Annotated in this window: 16 protein-coding genes, 1 tRNA gene and 1 pseudogene; 7 read left to right on the forward strand and 11 right to left on the reverse strand. The window is 56.5% G+C overall.

Annotation, left to right across the window (positions count from 1 at the left end):
- The first annotated feature begins 306 nt into the window (after positions 1 to 306).
- Positions 307 to 1,383, forward strand: a complete 1,077-nt coding sequence (locus HRF49_01920; protein MEP0813409.1) for a hypothetical protein — start codon at positions 307 to 309, stop codon at positions 1,381 to 1,383.
- Positions 1,384 to 2,279: 896 nt separating this feature from the next.
- Here HRF49_01920 and HRF49_01925 read toward each other — a convergent pair.
- Complete coding sequence (locus tag HRF49_01925; GenBank protein MEP0813410.1) at positions 2,280 to 3,830, reverse strand: glutamine synthetase; 1,551 nt, start codon at positions 3,828 to 3,830, stop codon at positions 2,280 to 2,282.
- Between the two features lie 121 nt (positions 3,831 to 3,951).
- Between HRF49_01925 and HRF49_01930 the strand changes: the two genes are divergently transcribed.
- The 4 genes and pseudogenes from HRF49_01930 to HRF49_01945 all read left to right on the forward strand — a co-directional run bounded on the left by HRF49_01930 (position 3,952) and on the right by HRF49_01945 (position 9,168).
- Positions 3,952 to 7,275, forward strand: a complete 3,324-nt coding sequence (locus tag HRF49_01930; GenBank protein ID MEP0813411.1) for a methylmalonyl-CoA mutase family protein — start codon at positions 3,952 to 3,954, stop codon at positions 7,273 to 7,275.
- Between the two features lie 35 nt (positions 7,276 to 7,310).
- Positions 7,311 to 7,607, forward strand: a complete 297-nt coding sequence (locus HRF49_01935) for a hypothetical protein (GenBank protein MEP0813412.1) — start codon at positions 7,311 to 7,313, stop codon at positions 7,605 to 7,607.
- Positions 7,570 to 7,917 (forward strand): annotated as a pseudogene (locus HRF49_01940) (type II toxin-antitoxin system PemK/MazF family toxin). Before HRF49_01935 ends, HRF49_01940 begins: the two are co-directional and overlap by 38 nt.
- A 51-nt stretch (positions 7,918 to 7,968) precedes the next feature.
- Positions 7,969 to 9,168: a site-specific DNA-methyltransferase gene (locus HRF49_01945; GenBank protein MEP0813413.1), complete on the forward strand. Its 1,200-nt coding sequence runs from the start codon at positions 7,969 to 7,971 to the stop codon at positions 9,166 to 9,168.
- 488 nt (positions 9,169 to 9,656) lie between these two features.
- Here the strand turns inward: HRF49_01945 and HRF49_01950 are convergent, their stop codons facing one another.
- From HRF49_01950 to HRF49_01985, 8 genes are all read right to left on the reverse strand, one after another.
- Positions 9,657 to 10,502, reverse strand: a complete 846-nt coding sequence (locus HRF49_01950) for a fumarate hydratase (GenBank protein MEP0813414.1) — start codon at positions 10,500 to 10,502, stop codon at positions 9,657 to 9,659.
- 11 nt (positions 10,503 to 10,513) lie between these two features.
- A complete protein-coding gene (locus HRF49_01955; protein MEP0813415.1) occupies positions 10,514 to 11,338 on the reverse strand; it encodes an enoyl-CoA hydratase/isomerase family protein in 825 nt (274 codons plus the stop codon).
- A 160-nt stretch (positions 11,339 to 11,498) separates the two neighbouring features.
- Positions 11,499 to 12,113 carry a hypothetical protein gene (locus HRF49_01960; protein MEP0813416.1) on the reverse strand — a complete coding sequence of 205 codons (615 nt, stop codon included), beginning with the start codon at positions 12,111 to 12,113 and terminating at the stop codon, positions 11,499 to 11,501.
- 30 nt (positions 12,114 to 12,143) lie between these two features.
- Entirely contained in the window at positions 12,144 to 15,461 is a 3,318-nt protein-coding gene (locus HRF49_01965; protein ID MEP0813417.1) for an isoleucine--tRNA ligase, read from the reverse strand.
- 117 nt (positions 15,462 to 15,578) lie between these two features.
- Positions 15,579 to 15,661, reverse strand: a tRNA-Leu gene (locus HRF49_01970).
- Between the two features lie 23 nt (positions 15,662 to 15,684).
- Complete coding sequence (locus HRF49_01975) at positions 15,685 to 16,131, reverse strand: S1 RNA-binding domain-containing protein (GenBank protein MEP0813418.1); 447 nt, start codon at positions 16,129 to 16,131, stop codon at positions 15,685 to 15,687.
- Between the two features lie 173 nt (positions 16,132 to 16,304).
- Positions 16,305 to 17,366 (reverse strand): redox-regulated ATPase YchF, encoded by a 1,062-nt coding sequence (ychF, locus tag HRF49_01980; protein ID MEP0813419.1) that lies wholly within the window; start codon positions 17,364 to 17,366, stop codon positions 16,305 to 16,307.
- Between the two features lie 40 nt (positions 17,367 to 17,406).
- Positions 17,407 to 18,390, reverse strand: a complete 984-nt coding sequence (locus tag HRF49_01985; protein MEP0813420.1) for a M28 family peptidase — start codon at positions 18,388 to 18,390, stop codon at positions 17,407 to 17,409.
- Positions 18,391 to 18,541: 151 nt separating this feature from the next.
- On the opposite strand from HRF49_01985, the gene HRF49_01990 reads away from it, so the two are divergent.
- Positions 18,542 to 19,453 carry a hypothetical protein gene (locus tag HRF49_01990; protein ID MEP0813421.1) on the forward strand — a complete coding sequence of 304 codons (912 nt, stop codon included), beginning with the start codon at positions 18,542 to 18,544 and terminating at the stop codon, positions 19,451 to 19,453.
- An 83-nt stretch (positions 19,454 to 19,536) separates the two neighbouring features.
- Here the strand turns inward: HRF49_01990 and HRF49_01995 are convergent, their stop codons facing one another.
- Positions 19,537 to 20,211, reverse strand: coding sequence for a hypothetical protein (locus HRF49_01995; GenBank protein MEP0813422.1), 675 nt, complete (start codon positions 20,209 to 20,211; stop codon positions 19,537 to 19,539).
- 291 nt (positions 20,212 to 20,502) lie between these two features.
- Here HRF49_01995 and HRF49_02000 point away from each other — a divergent pair, with 291 nt between their 5' ends.
- Positions 20,503 to 21,234, forward strand: a complete 732-nt coding sequence (locus HRF49_02000; GenBank protein ID MEP0813423.1) for a redox-sensing transcriptional repressor Rex — start codon at positions 20,503 to 20,505, stop codon at positions 21,232 to 21,234.
- Here the strand turns inward: HRF49_02000 and HRF49_02005 are convergent.
- The gene (locus HRF49_02005; GenBank protein ID MEP0813424.1) at positions 21,231 to 24,416 is read right to left on the reverse strand and encodes a SpoIIE family protein phosphatase; all 3,186 of its coding nucleotides are present in this window, start codon (positions 24,414 to 24,416) and stop codon (positions 21,231 to 21,233) included. The two genes, HRF49_02000 and HRF49_02005, sit on opposite strands and share 4 nt — an antisense overlap.
- Positions 24,417 to 24,426: the final 10 nt, after the last annotated feature.

Here is a 24,426-nt window from a genome sequence, read left to right on the forward strand (position 1 = left end):
TGGATCCAACCTTCGCCTTCGCCTTCACCGCTGCTTCTGCCATTCCATACCTCCTTGCCTGAAAACCTATTATACGTCAGACATGAAGGCTAGTTGTACAAGTTGGCGGTGCGATGAACGCCTGCATGGATCTCATCAAGTCAATTATTGAAGATATCGCCGGAACTTCAGGGGGCTAATTTGCAATCGACATTACATATGAAACATGGTTTTTTGAGTGCCTTTGTTTTTCTACTATCCGTATTGCTTATATATAATGCAGCCCCCTGTAGGGGGAGTGTAGCCATTGATCAGTTTTCTTTGATAATGCCTAGCGCTGACGAAATTAAAATACCGAGAATACTTCCTGCATCCTTTTCCAATTTTATTTTGTCAACTGCAACGAATTCATCGGGGGTGATAGTTACAACTTTGCTTCACGGCCATACGAGGGGCGATGCAAATGGGCCAGGCCATGCTTACTGCATCTCAGAGTATCAAATACCGGCATCAAAGAACAATAATTGTGATATTGCCCCTATCGAAACCTTGTTTTTGCATTTGCCTAGCGATACCCGGCCCGTTTCAGCAGCAAACAGCATAACAAGGTTTAACAATGATTGGTATTTTTTGGACAAGGCCACTGGACTCATAAAAAGGATTTCCAATAACTCAATTTATTCAATTGGCAACATGGAAGATATTGTGCAAGTTCCGATAAGCCAACCAGAGTCGGTATACATGATTAGGAATAGTGGAAGTATATTAATGGTGTTTCGAAATATTAGTGCTGGTAATTTTGATATCCTGTCAAGTCTCAATTCCCAAGATGACATAGAGGCAATTAAATTGGGATATCCTCTTTTGTCACATGCTGAAATGGCAAGTTATCGAAAGGCTCCCGCCATTAGTATATCTTCAGGTGATGAAAAAACAGTGGTTGACGTTGCGCTACTCCCTGGTTCCGACATAGAACCATTAATCTTGCAAACATACAGCCTAACAGACGGCGAATGGATATCATCAAAAGTTATTAAAATCAAATTATCGAACTTGAAGTTTAGTTGGCCCATCGAAGATGAATTGACATATTTAAGAAAGGGCTGGATTATACCTGACAAGGCAACTCAAATTGTCCGCAATACAATTATGGCCAAAAGAGTTGGTAATGTAATATTGCTGGGAGGTCCGTGGCGTTTGGTAAAGGTGGAACCTACCAAGCAAGTGATGACGATTATTCCATTGAGGTCAATGCTTTTGGATAAATACGAGAATTGGATTTCCGATCCAGAGCCATTTTGTTACGGAATATCAGATGAAAACTTATATGTTGTTACAACGGTGAATCATGACAGTGACGCGCAGCAGGTAATTTGCACAAGGATAAATATTAATGACCTGTAAGATGTACAACTAGCCTTCATGTCTGACGTATAATAAGGTTTTCAGGCAAGGGGGAATGAAATGGCCCTTACCCCCAGGCTTGCCTCCATCCATCCCAACTCCCCCTGAGCCAACCAAGCCTATGAAATCGAGAAAAGGCTGGGTAGATGCGTTTAAGGATTGGAGCAATGAAGAAGAAAATCTATCCCAGGATCAACCTGATTTTCAAAACAGGAAGGGACAACAAGAATCCCATGGTAGGTTATGAGTCTTTTTCATGCTTTAGAGTTATCCGTGCCTTCCTTATCCCTTTATCCATCAGCCTTTATGCCCCCTCCTAGATATCTCCCCCGTGTTGCATCCCCAGCCCCAATTTCCCTTAATTCCCTTTCCTTAATTCATATAAGTCCAGGTTCCAGCCTTTGAATTGCAGTCTATGGATTGGCCCATAAATGGCAGATTTTCCTTGCAGAATTCCAGGGCATGTGGATGGGTTTGTTGGTCTTTGATCTTCAGGTCATGCCCACCCCCCTTTGTATTCTTCATTCCAAAGAAAGGAGATGGTGATTTGAGTTAGGCAGGTTTGGTTTTCCCCAGTGCAGTGCAGTTTTTGTCCTTGGCCCTGTCTTTTGCTTCTGAGGCAGGGCTTTTTTGTTTTTGGCCCAAAGGAGGTGATAAAGATGGCCAAGAAGGAAGAGATTCTTGAAGCATTGGTCTGGCTGGCAAAATGGTTTGGAGGAAGAAGGGAGAGGCTTTTGCAGAAGATACTTGAATACGACGCAAGGATCACGGGGAGCCTGTTTCTGGATTTGAAAGAAGCAAAAGGAGAGGTAAAGGTGGAGTTTTATGGGTTCGATGCGGGCGAGCCGCCGCCCGCCCCTTTTGGGTTCCGCAAACGGCGGGGAGGCCGTGCGCCCCTAATGCTTGTGCAGATCCTTGTGCATTATCCTGCGCGTCAACAGCTCACGCTGTTTCCGCGGCAGCCTCGAAAGCTCCTCGGGCAGTTCCCTGTCCCGCTCCGATTCGAGCTTCCTTACGGCGTGGTCTATCAGCGCCGGGCAGACTACGCCGCCGTCCTCCAGGAACGAGCGGTTCTTGGAAAGCGCCGCCGCGCCGTCCGCGCAGCAGGTCGGAAGCTTCGGCAGCCCGGAATCGTTGCGCGTCCCCGGATTCCCATCGGGCGTTACGCGAAGCTTCATCGCAAGCGCCGTGCTGTCCGGGCCGGTCAGTCCGTCCTCCGCGGCGCGGCAAATCGCCGTAAGAAGCAGGAACGTGAACGCGCTCGCGTCCGGGCTGCGAAGCTCCACGGTCTGTCTCGGCTCCGACATGGGAGCAGGAAGAGGCTCGAACGGATTGGCCGCATGCTCCATGGATTCGGCTCCTTGCCATCCCAGAGGAACGCGGATCATCGCTTCCCGGTTGTAGGCGCTCCAGCAAACCGACATCGGCGTTTCCATCCCGCTGCCCAGCCGCAGGAACGAGCTTGCGACGGTGTTTCCCAGCGCGACGAGCAGGTCGGCATGCTTCAAAAGCCCGCCGATCATTTTAACGGCGACGTCCGAAAGCCCGCCCGCGCCGTCGTCCATCACGTTTATGCCGTTTCTGACGAGCGCGAGGTGCAGGTGCATCCCGCTTCCCGCAAGCCGGGGGTCGAGTTTCGGCGCGAACGTGGCGCTTGCGCCGGCAAGGTTGGCGCAGTTGCGGATCGTCCACGTCGCGAGCGTCGTCAGGACGGCCGCGGCGGGCGCGGGGCGGGGCAGAAGCTCGACTTCCTGCTGCTCCACGCGCTTGCCGTCGAGTTCGGGATCCTGGCTTTCGATGCAGTCCAGGTAGCCGACCTCGCCGTGTCCGTACTTGACCGCTCCCGAAATCGCCGAGAGCTTGTCGATGACGTCGCGCAGGATCGCGCCGCCGTGCGAAAAAGGCGAGCTTTGATGGTAGTTGCGCTGGGTTAGCCCGGTGAACCTGTCGTCTTTTTTGTCCAGAATCAGGTAATACTCCATCTCCCCCATCGCCCACAGCTCGAATCCGGTTGCGGCCTTGAGCCGTTCGAATGCGGAGCGCAGCGCCTCTTCGGGAGTTTCCCGCGCGGGAAGTCCGTCCTTGCCGAAAAACCGGCAGATTACGGAAAGCGCCGCGGGATCGAACGGATCCTGGAACGCGGTCTCGTAAACGGGAACCACGTAAAGGTCGCTCGAAGTGTGCGCGAATAGACCGGGAAACAGGCTGGAGCCGTCCACCCGCTCGCCGAACGCGAGCAGCTTGTAAAGGTAATTTTCGTCCGATATCGGGCAGATCAGCTCGCGGATGCGCCCGTCGAGAGCGATGTAGCGGAGAATGAGCCGCCGGATCTGCTTCGCGGCGCAATAGCGGACGAGGTCGGCCTTGTGAAAATCGGCCGGATCCTTGCCGAGAAATTCACACAGCGGCTGAATGGACGGCACCCGGTGTAGAGCTTCCTGATTCACAAAGACCTCCGCTCGAAAGTGCAGTGGTTGCAGCTCAAACCGGCCTGTATAATACTACGATCGAGGCCGACGTGCCTCCCTTCCGGCGGTTTTGCGCCGTTTACGCGTTTCAAGGAGCGATATGGAATCGAGCGTCAAATGTGAAGTGCGCAGCAAGCTGCGCGTCGTCACCGCCGCAAGCCTGTTCGACGGCCACGATGCGGCGATAAACGTCATCCGGCGGCTGCTGCAGGCCGCGGGCGCGGAGGTGATACATCTCGGGCACAACCGCAGCGTGCAGGAAATCGTGGAGAGCGCAATCGAGGAAGACGCGCAGGCGATAGCGGTGTCGAGCTACCAGGGCGGCCACCTGGAATTCTTCAAGTATATGTACGACATGCTTCGGGAGCGGGGCGCGGGCCACATCCGCATCTACGGCGGAGGCGGGGGGGTAATAGTCCCCGAGGAAATAGACGAGCTTCACGCGTACGGGATAGCGCGCATATTCAGTCCCGAAGACGGAAGGCGGATGGGATTGAGGGGCATGATCGACTTCATCGTGAAGGAATGCGCGGAGGCGCCAGTGCCGCGGCCGGAAGCGGTGCTTGCGGAATTGTCGGTGACGAACGTCGGCGCGGTGGCAGCGATAATCTCGCATGCGGAGGAGTGCGGCGAGCGCGGCGAAGGCATCGGAGAGGAGCTTACGGCGAAACTAATCGAAAAAGCCCAGGGGAACGAAGCCGCGAAGGGGATGATTCCCGTCGTCGGAATCACGGGCACGGGAGGCTCCGGCAAGTCCAGCTTGACGGACGAGCTTGTTCTTCGGTTCCTGGGCGATTTCAAAGACAAAAACATCGCGGTCATAACAGTGGATCCCAGCCGCCGCAAAACGGGGGGGGCGCTGTTGGGCGACCGCATCCGGATGAACGCGATATTCGACGGCCGCGTGTATATGCGCAGCATGGCGACGCGCGGCAGCCAGAGCGAGCTATCGCGCGCGATACGCGAAGCCATACTGGTCTGCAAGGCCGCGGGATTCGATCTCGTCATTGTCGAGACGAGCGGAATAGGGCAGGGCGATTCTTCGATCGTGGACATCGCGGATTTGACGCTGTACGTGATGACGTCGGAATACGGCGCGGCCAGCCAGCTGGAAAAAATCGACATGCTCGATTTCGCCGACATCGTCGTCATCAACAAATTCGAGCGCAGGGGAGGGGAGGACGCGCTTCGCGACGTGCGCAAGCAGGTGCAGCGCAACAAGGGGGCGTTCGACAAGAAACCGGAGGAAATGCCGGTTTTTCCGACAATAGCCAGCCAGTTCAACGACAAGGGCGTCAACGCGCTGTACGCCAGGCTCGTAAGCGAGCTTAACGCGAAAGGAAATCTGAATTGGGAATCGGTGCTGGCGAAAGTCGCGCCGCAGGGGATGCCCGACCGGCGCGCGATCATTCCGCCGGAACGCGTCAATTACCTGACCGAAATCGCGCAGACCGTGCGCGGTTACAAGGCTTGGGCGAAGGAGCAGGCCGACATCGCCGACGCGCTTTACGGAATCTGGGCCGCACTATCGATTTTGGGCGATGACGTTCCGTGCAGGCTCGCGGATTATCCCGCGGACGCGCCCGCGCCGGCAAGCGACGCGATTTCCGATTTGCGCGCGGAGTGGGCGAAGCATACGGCGAGGCTGGACCCGCGGTGCAGGAAAATGCTCGCGGAGACGCCGGAGCTTTATCGGGATTATTCCGGCGACGAATTCGTATACAAAGTGCGCGGAAAGGAAATCCGCGTCCCCCTGTGGAGCGAGTCGCTGTCGCATACGAAAATCCCGAAGGTGATCCTGCCGAAGTACAGGAGCTGGGGGGATATGCTTCAGTGGATGCTTCTGGAAAACGTGCCGGGCAGGTTTCCGTTTACCGCCGGGGTGTTTCCGTTCAAGCGCACGTACGAGGATCCGACTCGGATGTTCGCCGGCGAAGGCACGCCGGAGCGGACGAACAAACGCTTCCATTTTCTTTCGAGCGCGTACGAAGCCAAGCGGCTTTCGACGGCGTTCGATTCCGTCACTCTGTACGGCGAAGACCCCGCAAAGCGGCCCGACATTTACGGCAAGATAGGCAACAGCGGAGTCTCGGTATGCACGCTGGACGACATGAAAAAGCTGTACGCGGGATTCGACCTGTGCAATCCTCTCACGAGCGTGAGCATGACCATAAACGGGCCGGCGCCGATGATCCTCGCCATGTTTTTCAACACCGCGATCGACCAGCAGGTTGATAAGTTCAGGGCTGAAAAGGGTAGGGCGCCGTCGGACGAGGAATACGCGGAAATAAAGGCCGCAGTGCTGTCGAACGTGCGCGGAACGGTGCAGGCGGATATTCTGAAGGAAGACCAGGGCCAAAACACATGCATTTTTTCCACCGAATTCGCGCTCAAGATGATGGGGGACATCCAGCAGTATTTCATCGACAACAACATCCGCAACTTTTACAGCGTGTCTATTTCCGGCTATCACATCGCGGAGGCCGGCGCGAATCCCATCAGCCAGCTTGCGTTCACGCTGGCGAATGGATTCACATATGTGGAATATTACCGGGCGCGCGGAATGGACGTCAACGCGTTCGGGCCGAATCTGTCGTTCTTTTTCTCGAACGGGATGGAGGCGGAGTACGCGGTAATCGGAAGGGTCGCGCGGCGGATATGGGCGATCGCGCTGCGCGATCTGTACGGCGCCGACGAGCGCGCGCAGATGCTCAAGTACCACATCCAGACGAGCGGGCGCAGCCTGCACGCGCAGGAGATTTCGTTCAACGACATCCGCACCACGCTTCAGGCGCTGCTGGCGATTTACGACAACGCGCAGAGCCTGCACACGAACGCGTACGACGAGGCGATTACGACGCCCACGGAGGAAAGCGTGCGCCGCGCGCTGGCAATCCAGATGATCGTCAACCGGGAGTTCGGGCTGGTCAAGTGCGAGAACGCGTCGCAGGGCAGCTTCATCATTGAAGAGCTGACCAATCTGGTCGAGGAAGCGGTGCTGGATCTTTTCAACCAGATTTCGGAGAGGGGGGGTGTGCTTGGCGCGATGGAGCTGCAATTCCAGCGCGGGCGCATCCAGGAGGAGTCGCTTTACTACGAGGAGCTGAAGCACAGCGGACAGTATCCGATAATCGGAGTCAACACGTTTCAGGATCCGGCGACGCTTGCCCCCGACTGGCGTCCCGACACGCCGCCGCTGATACGCTCGACCGAGGAGGAGAAGGCGGAGCAGCTTAATAACCTGCGCGCGTTCCAGGCGCGGAACGCGGACAAAAGCACAGCCGCGCTGGCGCGGCTGCGCGAAGTGGCGCTCACCGGAGGCAACATCTTCGGCGAGCTTATGGAGACGGTCAAGTACTGCTCGCTGGGCGAAATCACGAACCTGCTGTACGAGGTCGGGGGGAAATACAGGAGGAATATGTAGCGCGGAGCTGCGGTTTTGCGGGTATAATTGTTCTGATGACCGGTTCAAAAGCCACAATTGTGGAAGTGGAAACAAATGCGCAGAATCTTCTTGAGGAAGCGGCGCTCAAGCGCGGCTCGTTTTCATGGTCGCAACTTGTTACTGCCGCGGTAGAATCATGCGCGCGCCACCTAATTAAGGAGCATTTGGACAGCGAGGCGGAAAGAATGTCCGCTGACCCCGGTATCCGCGAAGAGCTTAGCTTGATAAACAAGGATTGTTCCGGCGGGCTTCTGGAAGGAGAGGAGATTGAGTTTGATCCGGCGTGGACAGATTTACTTCGCAGACATTGATCCAGTTGTTGGCAGGGAGCAGAAGGGCATCCGGCCCGTGCTCGTCGTTTCCGCCGACTCTATTAACAGCAGGCCATTAGTTGTCACGGTTGCATTGGGGACTTCTTCTGGCAGGATCAAGCAGGATTTCGAATTCAATTTCCGCGTGCCTGCAGGCTAAGGCGGGCTAAGCCGCGAAACCGTGTTCATGTGCTTTCATCTGAGGTCGATAGACTCCGAGAGATTGATGGGGGAGGCTTTGGGAAAACTGGGCGATAGCCGGATGCGCGAAGTCGACAAGGCGCTGAAATTCAGCTTGCAGCTTTTCTGAACTCCTCTCCTCCCTTGCCTCCCGCGCGCGCGGCGCGGTAGAATGCGCGCGATGGCGAAGCGGGAATCGGCCAAGCGCGGCACCAAAACAAGCGGATTCGGAGTCTCCAAGCGGGAGTCGCACGACGCATCCAAGTTTTACAAATCCAGGCTTTACGAAGGGCTGCCCAAGGAGGATAAGGATGCCGTAGAGCCGCCGCCGCCCGCGGAAATCCCCCCCTGGGCGAACAAAATCTACTGCGCCGACAGCCGCGACATGAGTTTCATCCCCGACAACTCCATCGCTCTGATGGTCACCTCGCCGCCTTACAACGTGAGCAAGGACTACGACGCCGACCTGACGCTAAAGGAATACCTCGACCTGCTAGCCGCCGTCTTCGCGGAAACCAAACGGGTGCTAATCCCCGGCGGGCGGATGTGCATAAACGTCGCCGGCGTGGGCCGCAAGCCGTACATCCCGCTGCACCATTACATCGGCCAAATTTGCACGCACGATTTGGGGTTGCTGATGCGCGGCGAGATAATCTGGGACAAAAGCGCATCCAGCGGCGTAAGCTGCGCGTGGGGCAGCTTCCGGTCGCCTACGAATCCGACGCTGCGCGACGTGCACGAGTACATCCTGGTGTTCAGCAAGGGGAAGTACCGGCGGGACGCGCGGCCGCAATTGCAAACCACAGAGGCGCAGGGGAGCAGAGAGGAAGAACGAACCGCAAAGGCACAGAGGCGCGGAGATGTACTCGTAGGGGCGCAATGCGTGCGCCCGCAATCGAGCCGCAGGGACGCAACGGCAGAACCGGTTGAAGGCAAAGTTTCGGAGCCGCGGGAAGGTGACGCCGCGGCGATTTCCGCCGCCGGCGGATTCGGCATCTCATCCGAGGAATTCACCGAATACACGAAATCGGTCTGGCGGTTCCCGACGGTCAGCGCAAAGCGGGCGGGGCATCCCGCGCCGTTCCCGGAGGAACTTCCGGCAAGGCTGATCAAGCTGTACACGTTTCCGGGCGTGTATTCGGACATTTCCGCCTCCGCGCACGGCGGTCCATGCGAATCGAGTCAATCCAAGAAGCTAATCGCCGCGCCGGATATCGTCCTCGATCCGTTCTGCGGAAGCGGGACGACATGCATCGCCGCGGCGAAACTGCGGCGGGGATATGTGGGGGTGGATAAGGATGAGGAGTATTGCGCGAGGGCTCAGACCAACATTTCAGCTGTAGGGGCGGCTGGCAGCCGCCCGTATTTACAATCGAATTAGGGTATAGCTAGTAAATAGGAGTGTCTATGAAAAATTGGAACGCAATATAGCCCAAGCACGCAAAGACAATCAGGCGTATTATAACTCGTATTCGAAATGAAAGAACATCAATTTCTCGTTCTTCCAAATCGCAATCGGATTCTGGGTTGTAGTTTGTGCGATACGGGTAATGCGTCGTTGCAAAGCACCATGAGGTTAATATTCCAGCAAGAAAAAAAACCACGCCACCCGGACCTACGCACAAAAACAATGAGAATGAAATGGAGAGCGCGAGTAAATCCAGTGTCGAACTCAATATTAGGTGTTTAAGTCCTTTGGGCCAAATCTGTTTTGGCAGGAGACTATACGACCATGAGCCGTCATTATTATGATCAAAAAACCAAAGCCAAACTCCAAGAAAAGCTAATGCTACAACGGAGAGAAATGCCGCTCCAACTGAAATATATTCAATGCGGTCTATATGTCCAAGTGAAAACCAACTCAAATCCTCACACCTCCCCCTCCTTATGCCGTGCGGCGTTGCATTGGATGTTCACCGCGACGGGGAAGCTCGCGATGTGGCAGGGCGCCATTTTCACCTTGACCGCGGCGGCGGTCTGCGTCCCGCCCAGGCCGCCCGGCCCTACGCCGGTTTTGTTCACGAGTTCCAGCAATTCGGCTTCCAGCGCCGCAAGCTCCGGGTCGGGATTGGCCTCGTCGAGCGGGCAAAGGAGGGATTCTTTCGCAAGCTGCGCCACGCGCTCGAAGTTGCCGCCGATCCCGACGCCGACGATTATCGGCGGGCAGGGGTTCGAGCCCGCTTTCTTAACCTGCTCGACGACGAACCGCTTGACGCCTTCCACGCCGTCCGCCGGCTTCATCATCGCCACCGCGCTCATGTTCTCGCTTCCGCCGCCCTTAGCCGCGAGCGTGATTTTCACTTTGTCGCCCGCGACCATTTTCAGGTGCACTATCGCGGGCGTGTTGTCGCCCGTGTTCTTGTCGCGCCTGTACGGATGCGAATAGACGCTCTTGCGCAGGAAGTTGTCCTTGTACGCCCGGCGCACGCCCTCGTCCACGGCCTCCTGCAGCGTCGCGCCCGACAGGTGGCAGTCCTGCCCCCACTCGACGAAGACGACCGCAAGCCCCGTGTCCTGGCACATCGGAACCTGCTCGTTGGCCGCGATTTCCGCGTTCGCCAGAAGCTGCTCCATCACGAGCCTGCCGACCGGGCTTTCCTCGTTCGCCTGCATTTCGCGGAAACGCGCCTTCACGTCCTCCGGCAGGTAAAACGCCGCCTCCCGGCACAGCCGCTCCACGCATTCGGTAATTTTCGACGCTTCGATCTCCCTGATCATCGCTGCTCCTAAACTTCGGTATCCACCGTGTCCGCGGCTGGCCGGGCCTCGACCCACGGAGGCTTGGAACGCGCCAGGAACGACCGCAGTCCCTCCTGGCCTTCGTCGCTTGCGCGCATCGCCGCGATAAGCTCGGCGGTGTAGCTTTCGAAATCCTCGGGCTTGAAGTCCGCAACGCGCGCGATCAGCCATTTGATCTGCGCCTGCGCGTCCGGCGCGCCCTGGCAAAGCTCGTTGGCGATTTTGGAAATCGCGGTATCCAGCGCCTCCGGCGGCTGGACGGACGCGACGAGGCCGATCCGCATCGCTTCTTCCGCATCGAACCGCTCTCCCGTGAGGAAATAGCGGTGCGCCGCGGCCGCGCCGATCTTGTAAATCACGAACGGGGAGATTACGCTGGGCGCGATGCCGAGGCGCACTTCGGTGAATCCGAACAGCGCGCGCTCGCTGGCGACGGCGATGTCGCAGGCGGCGACAAGTCCCATCCCGCCGCCGAGCGCCGCGCCGTGGACGCGGGCGATAACCGGCTTTGGGCAGCGGAAAATGGAGGAGTACATCCGCGCCATCTTGAGCGTCTCCTCCATGTTCGCCTCCTTGTCCAATTCGGCGGACTGCGCCATCCAGTCCAGGTCTGCTCCCGCGGAGAAAGAACGGCCGGTTCCGCCGAGGATGATCGTGCGCACGTCCGGGTTGATTCCGAGCGCTATGAAGGCGTGCGTCAGCTCTTCTATCACGGTGGCGTTGAACGCGTTGTGCCGGTCGGGCCGGTTCAGCCAGATGTGGGCCACCGGAGGCGAATCGTCAACTTCCAGCGTTGTGAAATCGAAGTCCATCGGGCGTCCTTGCCGGAATCCGCGCCGCGATATGCGCTGCGCGGCGGTATTTTAGCACGGGGGATGTGGGAAGCGAATCGTATTACATTAATTTGGAAACGAAATAAAAAAAATAGAATGTCGGTTTCTTATAAAAGAAATGGGATTGCGCCTATAATTTTCAGGACTTTGAGCGTCCGAATCTTAAAAACGCAAGCAACATAAACACCGCGCCTAGTATCAGGCCGCCGAATACAAGTCCAAGCGTGCCGAAAACGGTGCCCAGGATTTTGCCCGTGAAATCCTTGCCGATCGCAAGGACCGTGGCGGGATGCGCGGCTGCGGAACCGGAGGAATCCGCGCCATCCGCCGGCTCGTCGGAGTGGCCGTCTTCCGGCTCGTTCCCGGCAAGCGCAGATATTTTGTATCCGCCCGGCTGCGCCGCGTCGAAAGTGAATATCGCGTTCCCGGAAAACGCGCCGACACTGTAGTTGCCGGACATTTGCGAAGGCTTCACCGGCACTTCCTCGCCGCCCGGGCCGGTCACTTTTACGTCAAGGCCGTACAGCTCCAGCCCGCTCGAATAATATTTGCCGTCCACAAAGCTCTTGTATTCGTGGAATATCGTGTACACGCCCGGCTCGGCCGCATGGAATTCGCCTTCGCCCGGAATCACGATGCGCTGCATCTGGCCGGGCACCGAGGTGACTCCCGAAATCAGCCGCCAGACCGCGCCGCCGATGCCGCCGATGACGACGAGGACCGCAAGCACGATGAATCCCCAACGCACGCCCACGGGCAGTATTGTAGCGCCAGGCTGTAAAGCTTAGACGGTTCCAATCATAAAGCTAAGCGGATATCCGTCTATTTCCGTGTCAACCGCGTATTCGCCTGAAAGCGATGGTTCTTCTTTCCAATCGGTGGCCAATACTTCAGCGCAAATATAATCCTTATGCGCGCGCAAATCGTTCGCAAGCTCGGGCGGCAATGCCAGCTTCAGATATACGCGCGCCTCGTAATTCAAATCCAGCTCCTTGCGCCGAGTCTGGATGCGGTTGACCAGCTCCCGCGCGCGCCCTTCCGCCAGAAGCTCCGGCGTTATGTGCGTGTCGAGGACGACGAGGAGGTCTTCCGCGGCCTGGCAGGCCGTGCCCTCCTGCTGGATTATCTGCACATCCACTTCGCTCGCGAGTATTTCCAGCGGCGCGCCGTCAACCGTCACTTCCGCCTTTCCGTCGCGTTCCAATGCGGATACAAAGGATGAAACGTCTTCCAGGGATTCGACGGCGGCTTTCGCCTTCGGCAAAAGCTTGCCAAGGCGCGGCCCCGCGACAGGGAAATTGAGCTTTGCGCGCTTCTCGACGAAATGCGCGGAATCGCTCGCGAACCGGATTTCTTTGACGTTCAATTCTTCCGCGATTATTTCCGAATATCTTTCCAGCCGCGCAAGCTTGCCAGCATCCGTGCTGACCATCGTCGCCGCGGAAAGCGGCTGGCGGATTTTCACCTTGCCCACCGCGCGCGCGCTGCGTCCGAGATTTACCGCGAGCAGCACGTCGTGCATGTCCGCGTCAAGCGCCTCGTCCACGCGCGCAAGGTCCGGTTCGGGCCAGGTTTCGAGATGCACGCTGTCGAGCGCGCCCGGCAGTTTGCCTGCCGCAAGATTTTGATATATGGATTCCGCCAAAAACGGGATGAACGGCGCGCAAAGCCTTGCCATTCCGACCAGGATTTCGTACAGCGTCGAGTACGCCGCCCATTTGTCCGCGTTTTTTTCGCTTTGCCAGAACCGGCGGCGGCTGCGGCGCAGATACCAATTCGACAGGTGATCCACGAACTCGACAAGCACCTGGGTGCAATCGGTGATGTGATAGCCTTCAAGGAAATCGGTGACTTTTTTCGCGGTGTGCGCGAACCGGCCGCGGATCCACCGGTCGAGAAGCGACAAATCGCCGTCCGAAACGCGGTGCTCCACGGGATCGAAATCGTCTATGTTCGCGTAGATCGTGAAAAAGCTGTACACGTTGTACAGCGGGATCAAAAACTGCTGCTGGCTTTCGCGCACGGCGCGGTCGAAGAACCGAATCGGTCCGAGCGGCTGGGCCTGGAAGAAGTACCAGCGCGCGGCGTCCGCGCCCTGGCGCTCCGCGACGTCCATCAGGTTGACGACGTTGCCGAGCCGCTTGCTCATTTTTCGTCCCTGCTCGTCGAGGACGTGTCCGTTCGCGATGCAGACGCGGTAAGCGGGCGGCCGCTCGTCCACCACCGATTTGTCGCCAGTTTCCGCAGCGAGCTTTTGAAATTCCGGATCGTTCGCTAGAAACGTGCCGATAACTTGCAGCGTGAAAAACCATCCGCGCGTCTGGTCTATCCCTTCCGAGATGAAACTCGCAGGCCACCAGTCGGTCAGCGGAAACTTGTCCCGCTCGAACGGGAAATGCACCTGCGCGTACGGCATCGAGCCCGCGTCGAACCAGCAGTCTATGACTTCAGGGACGCGGCGCCAGGTTCCGCCGTTTCCGTCGCTCCATTCGATTTTGTCTATGTACGGGCGGTGCGGATTGAATTGCGCGAGATCGTAGAAATCCGCGGGTGCGGATATGCCCGCCGCGTCGAACAGCTCCGCGTAGCTTCCGAAGCAGCGCATCTCGCCGGTCTTGTCGTTTATCCAGATCGGAAGCGGGGTTCCCCAGTAACGGTTGCGCGATACCGCCCAGTCGATAACGCCTTCCAGCCAGTTGCCCATCCGGCCGTCGCGTACATGCTCGGGCCGCCATTCGACGCGCTTGTTCGCCGCGACGAGTTCGTCCTTTATCGCGGTCGTCTTGAAAAACCAGCTGTCGATCGCGTAATAGATAAGCGGCGTGTCGTGTCGCCAGCAGTAAGGATACTGGTGCGCGTACTTCTCGCTCTTGAACAGAAGGCCGCGGTACTTGAGGTCGGTGATGACGTCCGGATCGACGCCTTCGCCCTGGCCGAAGTTTTTTATCAGCTTGCCTTTCCATGACTCGTGGTTGGCCTCGACTTCGGGCACAAGCCCGCCGTCCAGCCGCACCGCGCAATTCACCGGCAGGTCGTATTTCAATCCGATTTTGTAGTCGTCTTCGCCGAACGCGGGCGCGATGTGGACGATGCCCGTGCCGTCCTCCGTCGTCACGAATTCGCCCAGCGTCGCGTACCAGCAGTCTTTGCCCTGCGTGCCGAGATCCGGATAAAGCGGCGTGTACTCCACGCGCTCAAGCGCCGCGCCGGGGAACTCCGCCAGCACAGGGGCGTTTTCCAAAGCATAAGCGGCCAGGAGGGGCTTCGCGAGAACGAGCCTTTCCTTGCCCGCCTTCGCGTCCTCATGCTCTATTGCGACATAAGTGACTTCCGGATGCACGCAGACCGCGACGTTGGATAAAAGCGTCCACGGCGTCGTAGTCCAAACGAGGAAGCTCGTCGCGTCGTCCGCGGTGAATCCGCCGAATGATTGGCCGGGCTTGATTCGCATCCGCACCGTTACGGACGGATCCTTCACTTCCTGGTAATTCTGCGCGACTTCGTGGCTTGACAGAGTGGTTCCGCAAAGCGGGCAATATGGAAGTATCTTGTGCCCCTTGTATAGGAGGCCGCGCGCGAACATCCGCGAAAGTATCCACCAAACGGACTCGATGTACTTGTTGTCCATGGTGAAATACGCGTCGGCAGTATCCAGCCAGAATCCGATGCGGTGAGTCTGCTCCACCCAGTCGTCAACGTATTCGAGCACGCTTTCCCTGCACTTGTCGTTGAAAAACGCGATGGATTCCTCGCGCGTGGGCTTGAGCGACTCGATTTCGTTTTTCTCGGTGAGGCCGAGACGCTTTTCCATTTCGATTTCGACGGGCAGGCCATGGCAGTCCCAGCCGCCTTTGCGCTTGACGTGAAAGCCCTGCATCGTGCGAAAGCGGGGAAACAGGTCTTTCAAAATCCTGGTGAGCATATTTCCGATGTGCGGGCTGTTGTTCGCGGTCGGCGGGCCTTCGTAGAACAAATACTTTCCCTTGGGCGCTTCTTTGGCTATACTGCGCGCGAATACGTCGCGCTCCTTCCAAAGCGCGAGCATTTCCCTGTCCAATTCGGGAAAGTTGTAGCCCGTATCAACTTTTTTGAACTTGCCCATGCTCAACCTCGCCCCGCGCGATGCGGGATTTCGGAACAGCCTGTTTCAAATTAAATTCGGCAAAAAAACAGGGTGCCCGACGCGTGCTACGTCTGGACACCCTGATGAAGTTCTCAGTGCCGGGAACCGGACTTGAACCGGTACGGGATTTCTCCCGAGGGATTTTAAGTCCCTTGCGTCTGCCATTCCGCCACCCCGGCGTTCAGGCAACGCGCCAAACCGCCTAACGCCTTTTTTTCATGCCTCCGCGTTTAGCCTCGATGCTCCTTTTCACGTCCAAGTTGTTTTCGCTGGAATGCTTCTTGAAGTTTTTGAGCATTCCTTCGAAATCGTCATGGCGATGGTGGTCGTGTGAAAAGTTGATGTTGGGCGGCTCGCCCAGGAACATCTCGACGTTCTCGCGGAGTTCGTCCCTCGGGTCGGGTAAAGGAGGCTTGGTGTATTCCAGACTGGACGCCTGCTTGATCGACAGCTCGATCCTGCCGTCTTCCTGTATGGATAGAACCTTGACCTTCACCTTTTGGTTGGGCTTAACGGCACTGTGGATGTCCTTCACATAGCTGTCACTAATCTCGCTAATGTGAACGAGCCCCTTCTTTCCGTTCTGCAGCCAAACGAACGCGCCGAAGTTGCGGATCTCCGCGATTCTGCCTTGAACGACATCGTTCACCTCAAGCGCCAAATCTATTCACCTCCTTTGCTCCCGGGATGGGATGGATGAAGTAAAGAGCCACCAATTATAACGCGGCGACGGCCGCTGTCAATATAAAACGTGCAAAATGCCGGTACAATCCGATAATTCGATTCGCAATACGCGATTTCGCGCGAGGCCGGAAGGCGTTTTCAAACGTTGAAGCGGATCAGGATCACATCTCCGTCTTCCACGGGATGATCCCTGCCCACAAGCTTTATTTTGCCCGCTGCCCTTAGTGGCGCAGGGCTGCCTGCTTCTATCAGGTCCGAGGATTTCATAATGTCCGCCTTGATAAAACCGCGCGCCATGTCGGTGTGGATTTCGGCCGCCGCGTCAAGCGCCGTGCCATCCCGTCCCACCGTCCAGGCGCGGACTTCGGAATCGCCGCAGGTGAAAAAGATTTTGAGCCCCAGCAGCTCGAAAACAGCGCGAATGAACCGATTCAGTCCGGGTTCTTTCACGCCGAATTCGTCCATAAACTCCCGTCTTTCATCTTCATTCAGCATCAATGCAAGCTCTTCTTCCAGCTTGGCGGCGATCTCGAAATAGGCCGCCCCGAAGTTTGCCGCAAGCCCGGACAGCGGCCCCGCATTCCTGCCGACATCCGAATCGGCGATGTTGCCCACAATCATGAACGGCCGCGTCGTAATCAGCCCGTACTCCCGCACAAGTTTGTGTTCTTCTTCCGAACCGAGGACATTCAGCGCCGGTTTGCCGTCGTCAAGCGCGGATTTGATTTCCGAAAGCTTTTCGAATTTCGCCCTGGCGTCCGGCTCTTTGCCCGCCGCGCGCTTTTTGAGCGCGGGAAGAATTTCCTCTATCTGCAACAGGTCTATCATCATCAGCTCTTCAAGGAAGTCGGCGGTTTCCCGTGCGGCGTCCTCTTCTTTTCTGTCCGCGAACAGATTCACGGCCAGCGCGACTGCCTGGCAGTTGCGGTAATTCGCCAGAATCGAAGCAACCAGCTTCCGGTCGTCCGACGGGCCGAAACCCGGCAGGTTCATCACTTCGAAATGGACAGGAGTGACCTTTTTGGGCTTGTAGATCGCTGCAAGAGCGTCGAGACGCGAATCGGGCACCATAACAACCGCGCGTTGGGGCTTTACTCCCGCTCCGAGATGAATCGCTTCCGCGCGGTGCCCGCTCATCAGGGAAAAGAGCGTGTTTTTGCCGGATCCCGGCCGTCCCAAAAGCCCAACCGTCGTCGCCATACCATTCCGGCGCCCGGTACTTCCGGACGCCGACCTTGCATCAGTCTTCCATATATACGAGAGCGGACACGACCGTGCCGACTATTTGCAGGCTTTCGGCGCTGCACTTGTCGGCTGTATCCTGAATCGTGTGCCAGTACGGGTAGTCGAAGTCTATGAGGTCGTACATCGGTACGCCCTTTTCGATAAGCGGAATGTGGTCGTCAATGATGCTTTGAAGCGGCGAGCCAAGGAAGTGCGCGCCGTATCCCAGCTCCTGCGCGATGCTTCGTATTCGGGCGTAGACGTCGGACGCCACAGCTTCGCTTGAAGTTTCAGGCTTGATTTGAAGGCTCTTGTCGCCGATCATATCCAGAAGCACTCCGTACTTGTAGCTTTGAATCCGCGCATTGGACAGCCGGTCGGCGAAGTACTTGCTTCCGATGAACATCGCGGACAGCTCCGGGCCGTAATCCTCGCCGTCGAAAAAGACGAGTTCCACTCCGACCGGCGGCGGCGCGGCGGCGAAAATCCTGGCCATTTCCAGAAGCACGGCCACTCCGCTTGCTCCGTCGTTTGCTCCGGGTACCGGCTTGTCGCGGTTGGCCGGGATGTCCTGGTCTGCCCACGGGCGGGTATCCCAGTGTGCGGCCAGTATCACGTTGGCGCGAGGCGCCGTTTCCCAGCCCAGCCGGCCGATGATGTTTCGCATCGGCAATTCCCGGCCGCGAATCGTTACGCTGAAAGCTTGCTCCTCAACCTCCAAGCCCAGGCCGCGAAGGGTGTCGGCTATATAGTCGCCGCATTTCACATGTGCGGATGTGCCGGGAATCCGGTTGCCGAACGCCATCTGGGCTTCAAGATGGTCGAATGCTTTTTCCCCGTCGAAACTTGTTTGTACGGGGGGATTCGGTGGATCCGGCGGGTTTGGATTGGGAGCAGGCGACGGGTTGCCCCTGCTTTCGCCCTGGCAGCTGAAGGCGAGAATGAACGCGAGCGCGGCTGCGGGAACCACCGCGTGCCATTTGGAGAAGAGCTTGTTCATCGCATTAAGAATACCACCGGAGCGGCTCATTCGTCGAAGAGGCGGATATTTGTTGCTTGTTCGGCATTCGGCGGTGAACAGACGCATCCGTATTCCGTCATAATCCACGACGGCGGCTCGCCGCCGATCCAAACAAGGAGCTGGGAACCCGATGAAGAAGTATGCCTGGATTTTAGGTTTGGTTTTTGTCCTTGCGGTGGCAGGCGCCGCCACGGCCCAGATGGGAAGAGGCGAAGGAAGGCCGCCGATCAAATTCGCGGTCGGCACCCTTGACAGCGTGAATACGTCGGCTTCCACCGTCACCATCAATGTGGAGAAGTACATGAAACGCGGCGGCGAGGAAGCGGCCGCTTCGGGTGAAAGGCTCACCGTGCAGTTCGGGGAGCGCACCCGCTTTGGCAAAAACGGCGAAAAAGCCTCTATCGGCGATTTTAAGGCCGGCGACAAGGTAGTGGCCTGCATTTTGGAGAAGGACGGAAAAACTTTGCTGGTGGCATTGTCAGATCCGGAAACCGCCCAAAAGTTCCGTGAAAAAATGCAAGATAAATTCGCGCATGGCCGGGGCGATCGGATGGGCCCGGGCGGACGGGGCGACAGGATGGGCCGGAATATGGAAGGGCGCGGGCAGCAAGGCAAGCGGATGATGCAGCGCGGCCTTCCGATTTACGGCGAAGTGATCAAGATCGAAGGCGAGTATGTAATCGTCAAGCCGGAGCAGTTTCCCCGTGAAGAGCTAGGCATCCCCGGCGGGGAAGGCGGATTTTTCGGCCCCCCTCGTGATGGCGCAGGACAGGGCGAGGGTATGGGTCTGCATCGCCAGCTCCCCGATCAGATAAAGGTGAAGCTTACCGATGATACGCAGTATTTCATCGGCGGCGCAGAAGGCTCTAAGTCGGACGTAAAGGTGGGCGCGAAGCTTGTGTTCAAGTGCGGATTGCCCGAAGGCGACTGGAGCCGCGATAACAAGCCGGAGTTCGTGATTGCAAAGAGGGTCGCGGACATCGCAAGCGTCAAGAAATTCATCGAGGAGCACAAGCCGATGCGCCTGGGCGGACGGGCGTAGCCGCCTTGGCCAAAGAATTGAAAATGCTCACATCTCTCCTCCAAGTGGCCCCGATTCGGGGCCATTTTTTTTCGGCCGGAAGGTCAGCGGATTTCGATCGCCGTTTCGGCCGCGTCCGCTTCGCTTTTCAGCAAATCCGCCATCTCGCGGCAAATCGACTCCAGTTGCGGCGCGGAATAAAGCTGGGGCGTGGAGTAGATGACGCCAAGAACCTGGTTGCATCCGGGATTCACCTTGGAGTACATGCTGTCCTTGATGGGCGAGCCGAATGGGATGCTTGTGTAGTCCGGCTGTTCCTCGCAGCAGACGATCATCCGCTTGACATCAATAATTTGCCCCTCCGGATTGAAAACGTAGGCTTCGCCGACGTTTCCGGTTCGGATTACCATTGCCCCCGCCATCTTGCCGGTGTCGAAAATGCTGATCGGCAGCGCCGTTTTCAAAGAAATGTAGTTGTTGATGTCAACGACGTTGTTGATGTATTTGAACTTGCCCGTGCGCTCAAGCTCCCTCAATAGGTATTCGCTGGCAGGGCGGTTGCGGCCGCTCGGAGAGAATCCGTCTATTTTCAGCATGTTGCGCACTTTGGATTTTGCATCGTCGGAAATTCCACTTTTGCCGGCAAGGATGTCGGCTGCGAGCTGCTCGATTTTGGCAACAAACTCCGCGGAGCTGGGGCGTACGGTCAGCCCCTTTGCGCGCACAATCCCGAGCGCAAGGCGCTCGTCTTCTATGTGCCGCCGAATTCCGATTTTCATTGCATCCATGGTTGAACGGACCGCGACAGAATACCACGCGAGTCAACCGGAAAACGGATTGGATTGCAGTCAAGATGGATCGAATAAGCTTCCGCAGCCTTCGTCCGGATTGCCAAAACAAGTCCTTTAATGGAGCGAGGCATGTGAATTCCGGCCTTTACATTCTTCGTGACGGATGGTACAATGTGGCATGGCTTAAAGAATGGTGGTATTTTGAATGCGTTTTGTCCCACAATCGTTGTGATTGCCGGGGCAAGATGGCACAAGCCCCGCAAGGAGGTTTATTGCAAGATGGTTAGGCGGCATCGTATCAAGGAAAAGGTCGATTACAGGTTTTACAATTACCTTTATGCGCTCAGGATCCTGGAGCACCAGCAAAAGGAAACCGTCACGAGCGACGAAATGGAGCGGGCGACAGGCATTCTTTCGCCCACGATTCGCAAGGATTTCAGCCTCCATTTGGCCGCCGAAGGCATCCGCGGCAAGGGGTACGTAGTCAAGGATTTGATCAAGGAGATCGAAGAGCTCCTTGGAATCGATCAAAAATGGGACGTCGTTCTCGTCGGAGTGGGCAAAATCGGCACTTCCATTTTGGCGAATAAAAAGATCCAACAGGCGGGTTACAACATCAAGTACGCGTTCGACAGCAATCCGGCAAAGGTGGGAAGCATAATCCAAAGCATTCCGGTGCAAAATTCCAAGTATCTAAAGCGGATAGTTCAACAGGAGGGAATCAAAATCGCGATCGTCGCCGTCACGGGCGACCAGGCGCCGAAGGTGATCGAAGATCTCGTTGACGCCGGCGTGGAAGGAATTTTGAATACGAGCGGCGGCCACGTGAAAACGCCGGAAAACGTAATGGTAATCGACCTTGATTTGTCTTTTTACCTGACCGAGCTTTCCCATTTCATCACTCAGCTTCACAACAAAACCGACAATTCGACCGAATCGTTCGACGAACTGGAGGATGATTTCGACTTGCTGGACGAAGATTACGAAGCGGGGGGCATAGGGGGGAGTTAGGGCGCGCTGCCGTTCGGAAAATTCCGCTCCAGGATAACGCACCTTCCGCCGTCTTCGAATGAAACCTTGTCCAATATCCTGCGCGTAAGGTTGATTCCGCGCCCGCTGGTTCTGAAGAAATCCTCGTCGTCGGGCATAACGACACCGATCGATTCATAGTCGAAGCCGCAGCCCTGGTCGCGGATCGTGAACTGCCAGCCTTTGTCAAGCAATTCGCCTTTGATATATGCGCGCTTCTGCTCGTCGAATTTGTGGCCGTGCTTGACGGAATTCACCATCATCTCGTAGGAGCTGAGTCTCAATATCATGGTTTCCTCCTCGGAATACCCCGAGGCATGACACAAATCCACGAGCTTGGCGATTACCTTGTCCACTTCGGATATGGTGGAAAAATACTCGAGTATTTGTACTTTTTCCCTGTACTCGGCTATTACCAACAGTCTGTCGTCGTTCGCTTCGCCCGGAAACGCATCGGATGATAGTTCGACAATTCTGTTGGCCACGTAATTTACGTGTTCGTTTTTAAGCAGCTCCAAATCCGCAATCAGCATTTCCTCGTTATAGCCGTCGTTTTTCTCGTCAAGCAGTCCGTCCGTGTACATCACGATTCTTCCGCCGCGGTGTATGTAAATGACGTCCTCCGCAAATCCCCCGGCAATGTTTTTGCCGATCAAACCAAGCGGGAAATTCGATGAAGTCAACTTCACAGGGGCGGATTGGGGATTCTGCACGATGACCGCGGGATGTCCCGCGTTGACGTATTCGAATTTGTCGGTTTCAGTGTCCAGCCTTCCGCAGAAAAACGTCAGGTAAAGACCCATGAATTCAAAGTTTTCCGCAATGAAGCGGTTGATTTCTTCGGCGATTTCGGCCGGGCTTTTGGATGAAGATATCATTCTTTCAACCTGGCTGTTTACGGCGCTCATCACCAGGGATGCGGAAACTCCGTGTCCGCTCACGTCGCCGATAATCAAATAAAGCCAGTTGTCTTTTTCAACAACCTTGGCGTAGTCTCCTCCCACGCCTGCGTGAGGAAGATATCGGTAGGCAAGTTCGAGTTTTGAATTTACGAAATTTACCGGAAGAAGGTTGCCTTGAATGCGGCTCGCCAATTCGAGGTCGTTGGCAATATGCTCCTTGTACGCTTCGAGCGCCTCGCTGTGTTCTTTCAGGTTCTCGAAGTTGTATGCGTTCATGAGCGCGCTGGCGAGCTGGCTCGCGACCGTTTCGAGAACCGCGATATCGGATTCCTTGAAGGAATTCGCCGCGCGGTTGGCAACGTCCAGAACTCCCAGAATATGCCTGCCCTTGGTAATCGGGATTGCGATTTCGCTCTGGATGTTCAGCGCACCGGGAAAGTGGTTCACGAACCGCTCGTCTTTGGAGCAGTCAGGCGCGAATTGGGTCTTTCCGCTTTGGGCGGCGATTCCGATCAAACCTTCACCGACCGGCACGCGCAGCCCGACATCTATGTAGTCTCCATCTTTTCCGACCGAGCTGTAAAGGTAAAGGCTTCCTATAGCTTCGTCTACGAGAAAAAGAAAAACGTTGTCGTAGCCGAACAACTCGATGAGATTGCGGCCGGCTTCCTTCAAAATCGTGTCGATATGAAGCGACTCCAGAACGCGCTGGGAGAGCTTGTAAATCAGCGCGAACTGCTCGCTCCTGCGCTTTTCAAACTCCAGCAACCTTGCGTTTTGGAGAATCGCCGCAAGCTGGCTGGACAACTGGGTGATGAAGCTGATGGTCGGAGTATCGAACGAATCCGGCTTGTCGCTTTCAAACACAAGCAGGCCGAGCAATTCGTTCTTGTAAATCATGTTTACCACGAGAAGCGACTGAATCGCTCCGGGGTATGCTTCGGTCACGCCGAAACTTTCAAGGGTGTTGACGTCGAGCTTTCCGACGAACAGTTGCGAAGGCATTCCGCTTTTGAAAGACTGCCAAAGCGGGCTTTTGTGAACGCCCACATCTTCCCCCAGCGGATATCTCGCCGGATTAGGAGGCCGGCATTCGGCCCGGAATGCTCCCAGGTTCTGCTCGTCGGCAAGCAACAGCGAGAACCTGGTGTAGTGGAAAAGATCCTTCAGCTCCCTGTCCAGCGTGTCCACTATGTCGGAAAGCTTCAAACTTTCATTAAGCGCCTTGCCGATTTTGACGATCCTGCTGAAAAGCAGATTCCTGGCTATCAAATCGCGTTCGAGCTCGTATCTCTCCGTCACGTCGCGGGCGATGGCGAGGATGTATACCTGGTCGCCCAGATCCAGCCGCACCGTCCGAAAGTTTGCGATTACGCGTTTGCCGTCCGCGCCCACAAGTTCGAGATCCAGCGAGCGCGGGCTTTCGCCCGGCTCCATCGGACGGAAAAGCTCCGCCGCGTCCTCGATTTCCTCCGGCGGGAATATGTAAATTATGTTTTTGCCAAGCAAGTCGAACGCATTGCAGCCCGTCAATCTTTCGAAGGCCGGATTGCATTCGGTGATGACCAGCGTTTCCGCGTCGATAAGAACGATCGCGTCGCCGGCCTTCGCAACGACCTGGCTGTATCGCGATTCCGCGTCCAACAGCGCCAGGTTTTGCTCGGTCAGCATTCCCAGAGCCTCCCGGTACTTGGACTCATCCTCCAAACGGACGAGCACCTTTCCGCCTCCGGCGGGAAGGAAATCCAGCGTGGCGGTAAAGCTGTACCTTTCCCTGGGAAGCTGCTGGATAAGCGTCAATTTGCACCTTTGCTTGTTCTGTTTCAGCGATTTGAAAGACTCGATGACCGATTGCCTGCTGGAATCGTCAAACAGGTTCGCCACCAGCAGCGAGCGCGTTGGAATCAGCTCCACATATTGCCCGAGATAAGGATGACGCCGCCATTCTTCGTTTACTTCCAGCACGCGCCCCGTTTTGTCGCAAACCGCAATCGCGCCGACCGAATGATTGAAGATAAACTCAAGCTCCTGGCGCGATTTCCTCACGGGCGGGATTTGGGTCCGGGCGTTGCTTTTCAGAATATAAAAAAGGACGGCAAAAAGCGCAACCAAATTGGCCGCGGAAATCGCGATTGGGGTGGGAATCGGGCCGATGCCGGACGGCGCGGCGAAATGCAGTATCGCGTCCAGCACCGTCACGAGCAGAAGGAATCCGGCGAAAATGGCGGCGATCTGCCTCCAAGATATATTCGCCGTTGACATGACTAGATTC

Source organism: bacterium (genome assembly GCA_039961635.1).
Lineage (GTDB): Bacteria > 4484-113 > 4484-113 > JAGGVC01 > JAGGVC01 > JABRWB01.

Bases quoted from the DNA above. Each gene is read 5' to 3' on its own strand.
- HRF49_01920 (MEP0813409.1), top strand. From the start codon at position 307: ATGCCTAGCGCTGACGAAATTAAAATACCGAGAATACTTCCTGCATCC.
- HRF49_01930 (MEP0813411.1), top strand. From the start codon at position 3,952: ATGGAATCGAGCGTCAAATGTGAAGTGCGCAGCAAGCTGCGCGTCGTC.
- HRF49_01935 (MEP0813412.1), top strand. From the start codon at position 7,311: ATGACCGGTTCAAAAGCCACAATTGTGGAAGTGGAAACAAATGCGCAG.
- HRF49_01945 (MEP0813413.1), top strand. From the start codon at position 7,969: ATGGCGAAGCGGGAATCGGCCAAGCGCGGCACCAAAACAAGCGGATTC.
- HRF49_01955 (MEP0813415.1), bottom strand. From the start codon at position 11,338: ATGGACTTCGATTTCACAACGCTGGAAGTTGACGATTCGCCTCCGGTG.
- HRF49_01965 (MEP0813417.1), bottom strand. From the start codon at position 15,461: ATGGGCAAGTTCAAAAAAGTTGATACGGGCTACAACTTTCCCGAATTG.
- ychF (MEP0813419.1), bottom strand. From the start codon at position 17,366: ATGGCGACGACGGTTGGGCTTTTGGGACGGCCGGGATCCGGCAAAAAC.
- HRF49_01985 (MEP0813420.1), bottom strand. From the start codon at position 18,390: ATGAACAAGCTCTTCTCCAAATGGCACGCGGTGGTTCCCGCAGCCGCG.
- HRF49_01990 (MEP0813421.1), top strand. From the start codon at position 18,542: ATGAAGAAGTATGCCTGGATTTTAGGTTTGGTTTTTGTCCTTGCGGTG.
- HRF49_01995 (MEP0813422.1), bottom strand. From the start codon at position 20,211: ATGAAAATCGGAATTCGGCGGCACATAGAAGACGAGCGCCTTGCGCTC.
- HRF49_02000 (MEP0813423.1), top strand. From the start codon at position 20,503: ATGGTTAGGCGGCATCGTATCAAGGAAAAGGTCGATTACAGGTTTTAC.
- HRF49_02005 (MEP0813424.1), bottom strand. From the start codon at position 24,416: ATGTCAACGGCGAATATATCTTGGAGGCAGATCGCCGCCATTTTCGCC.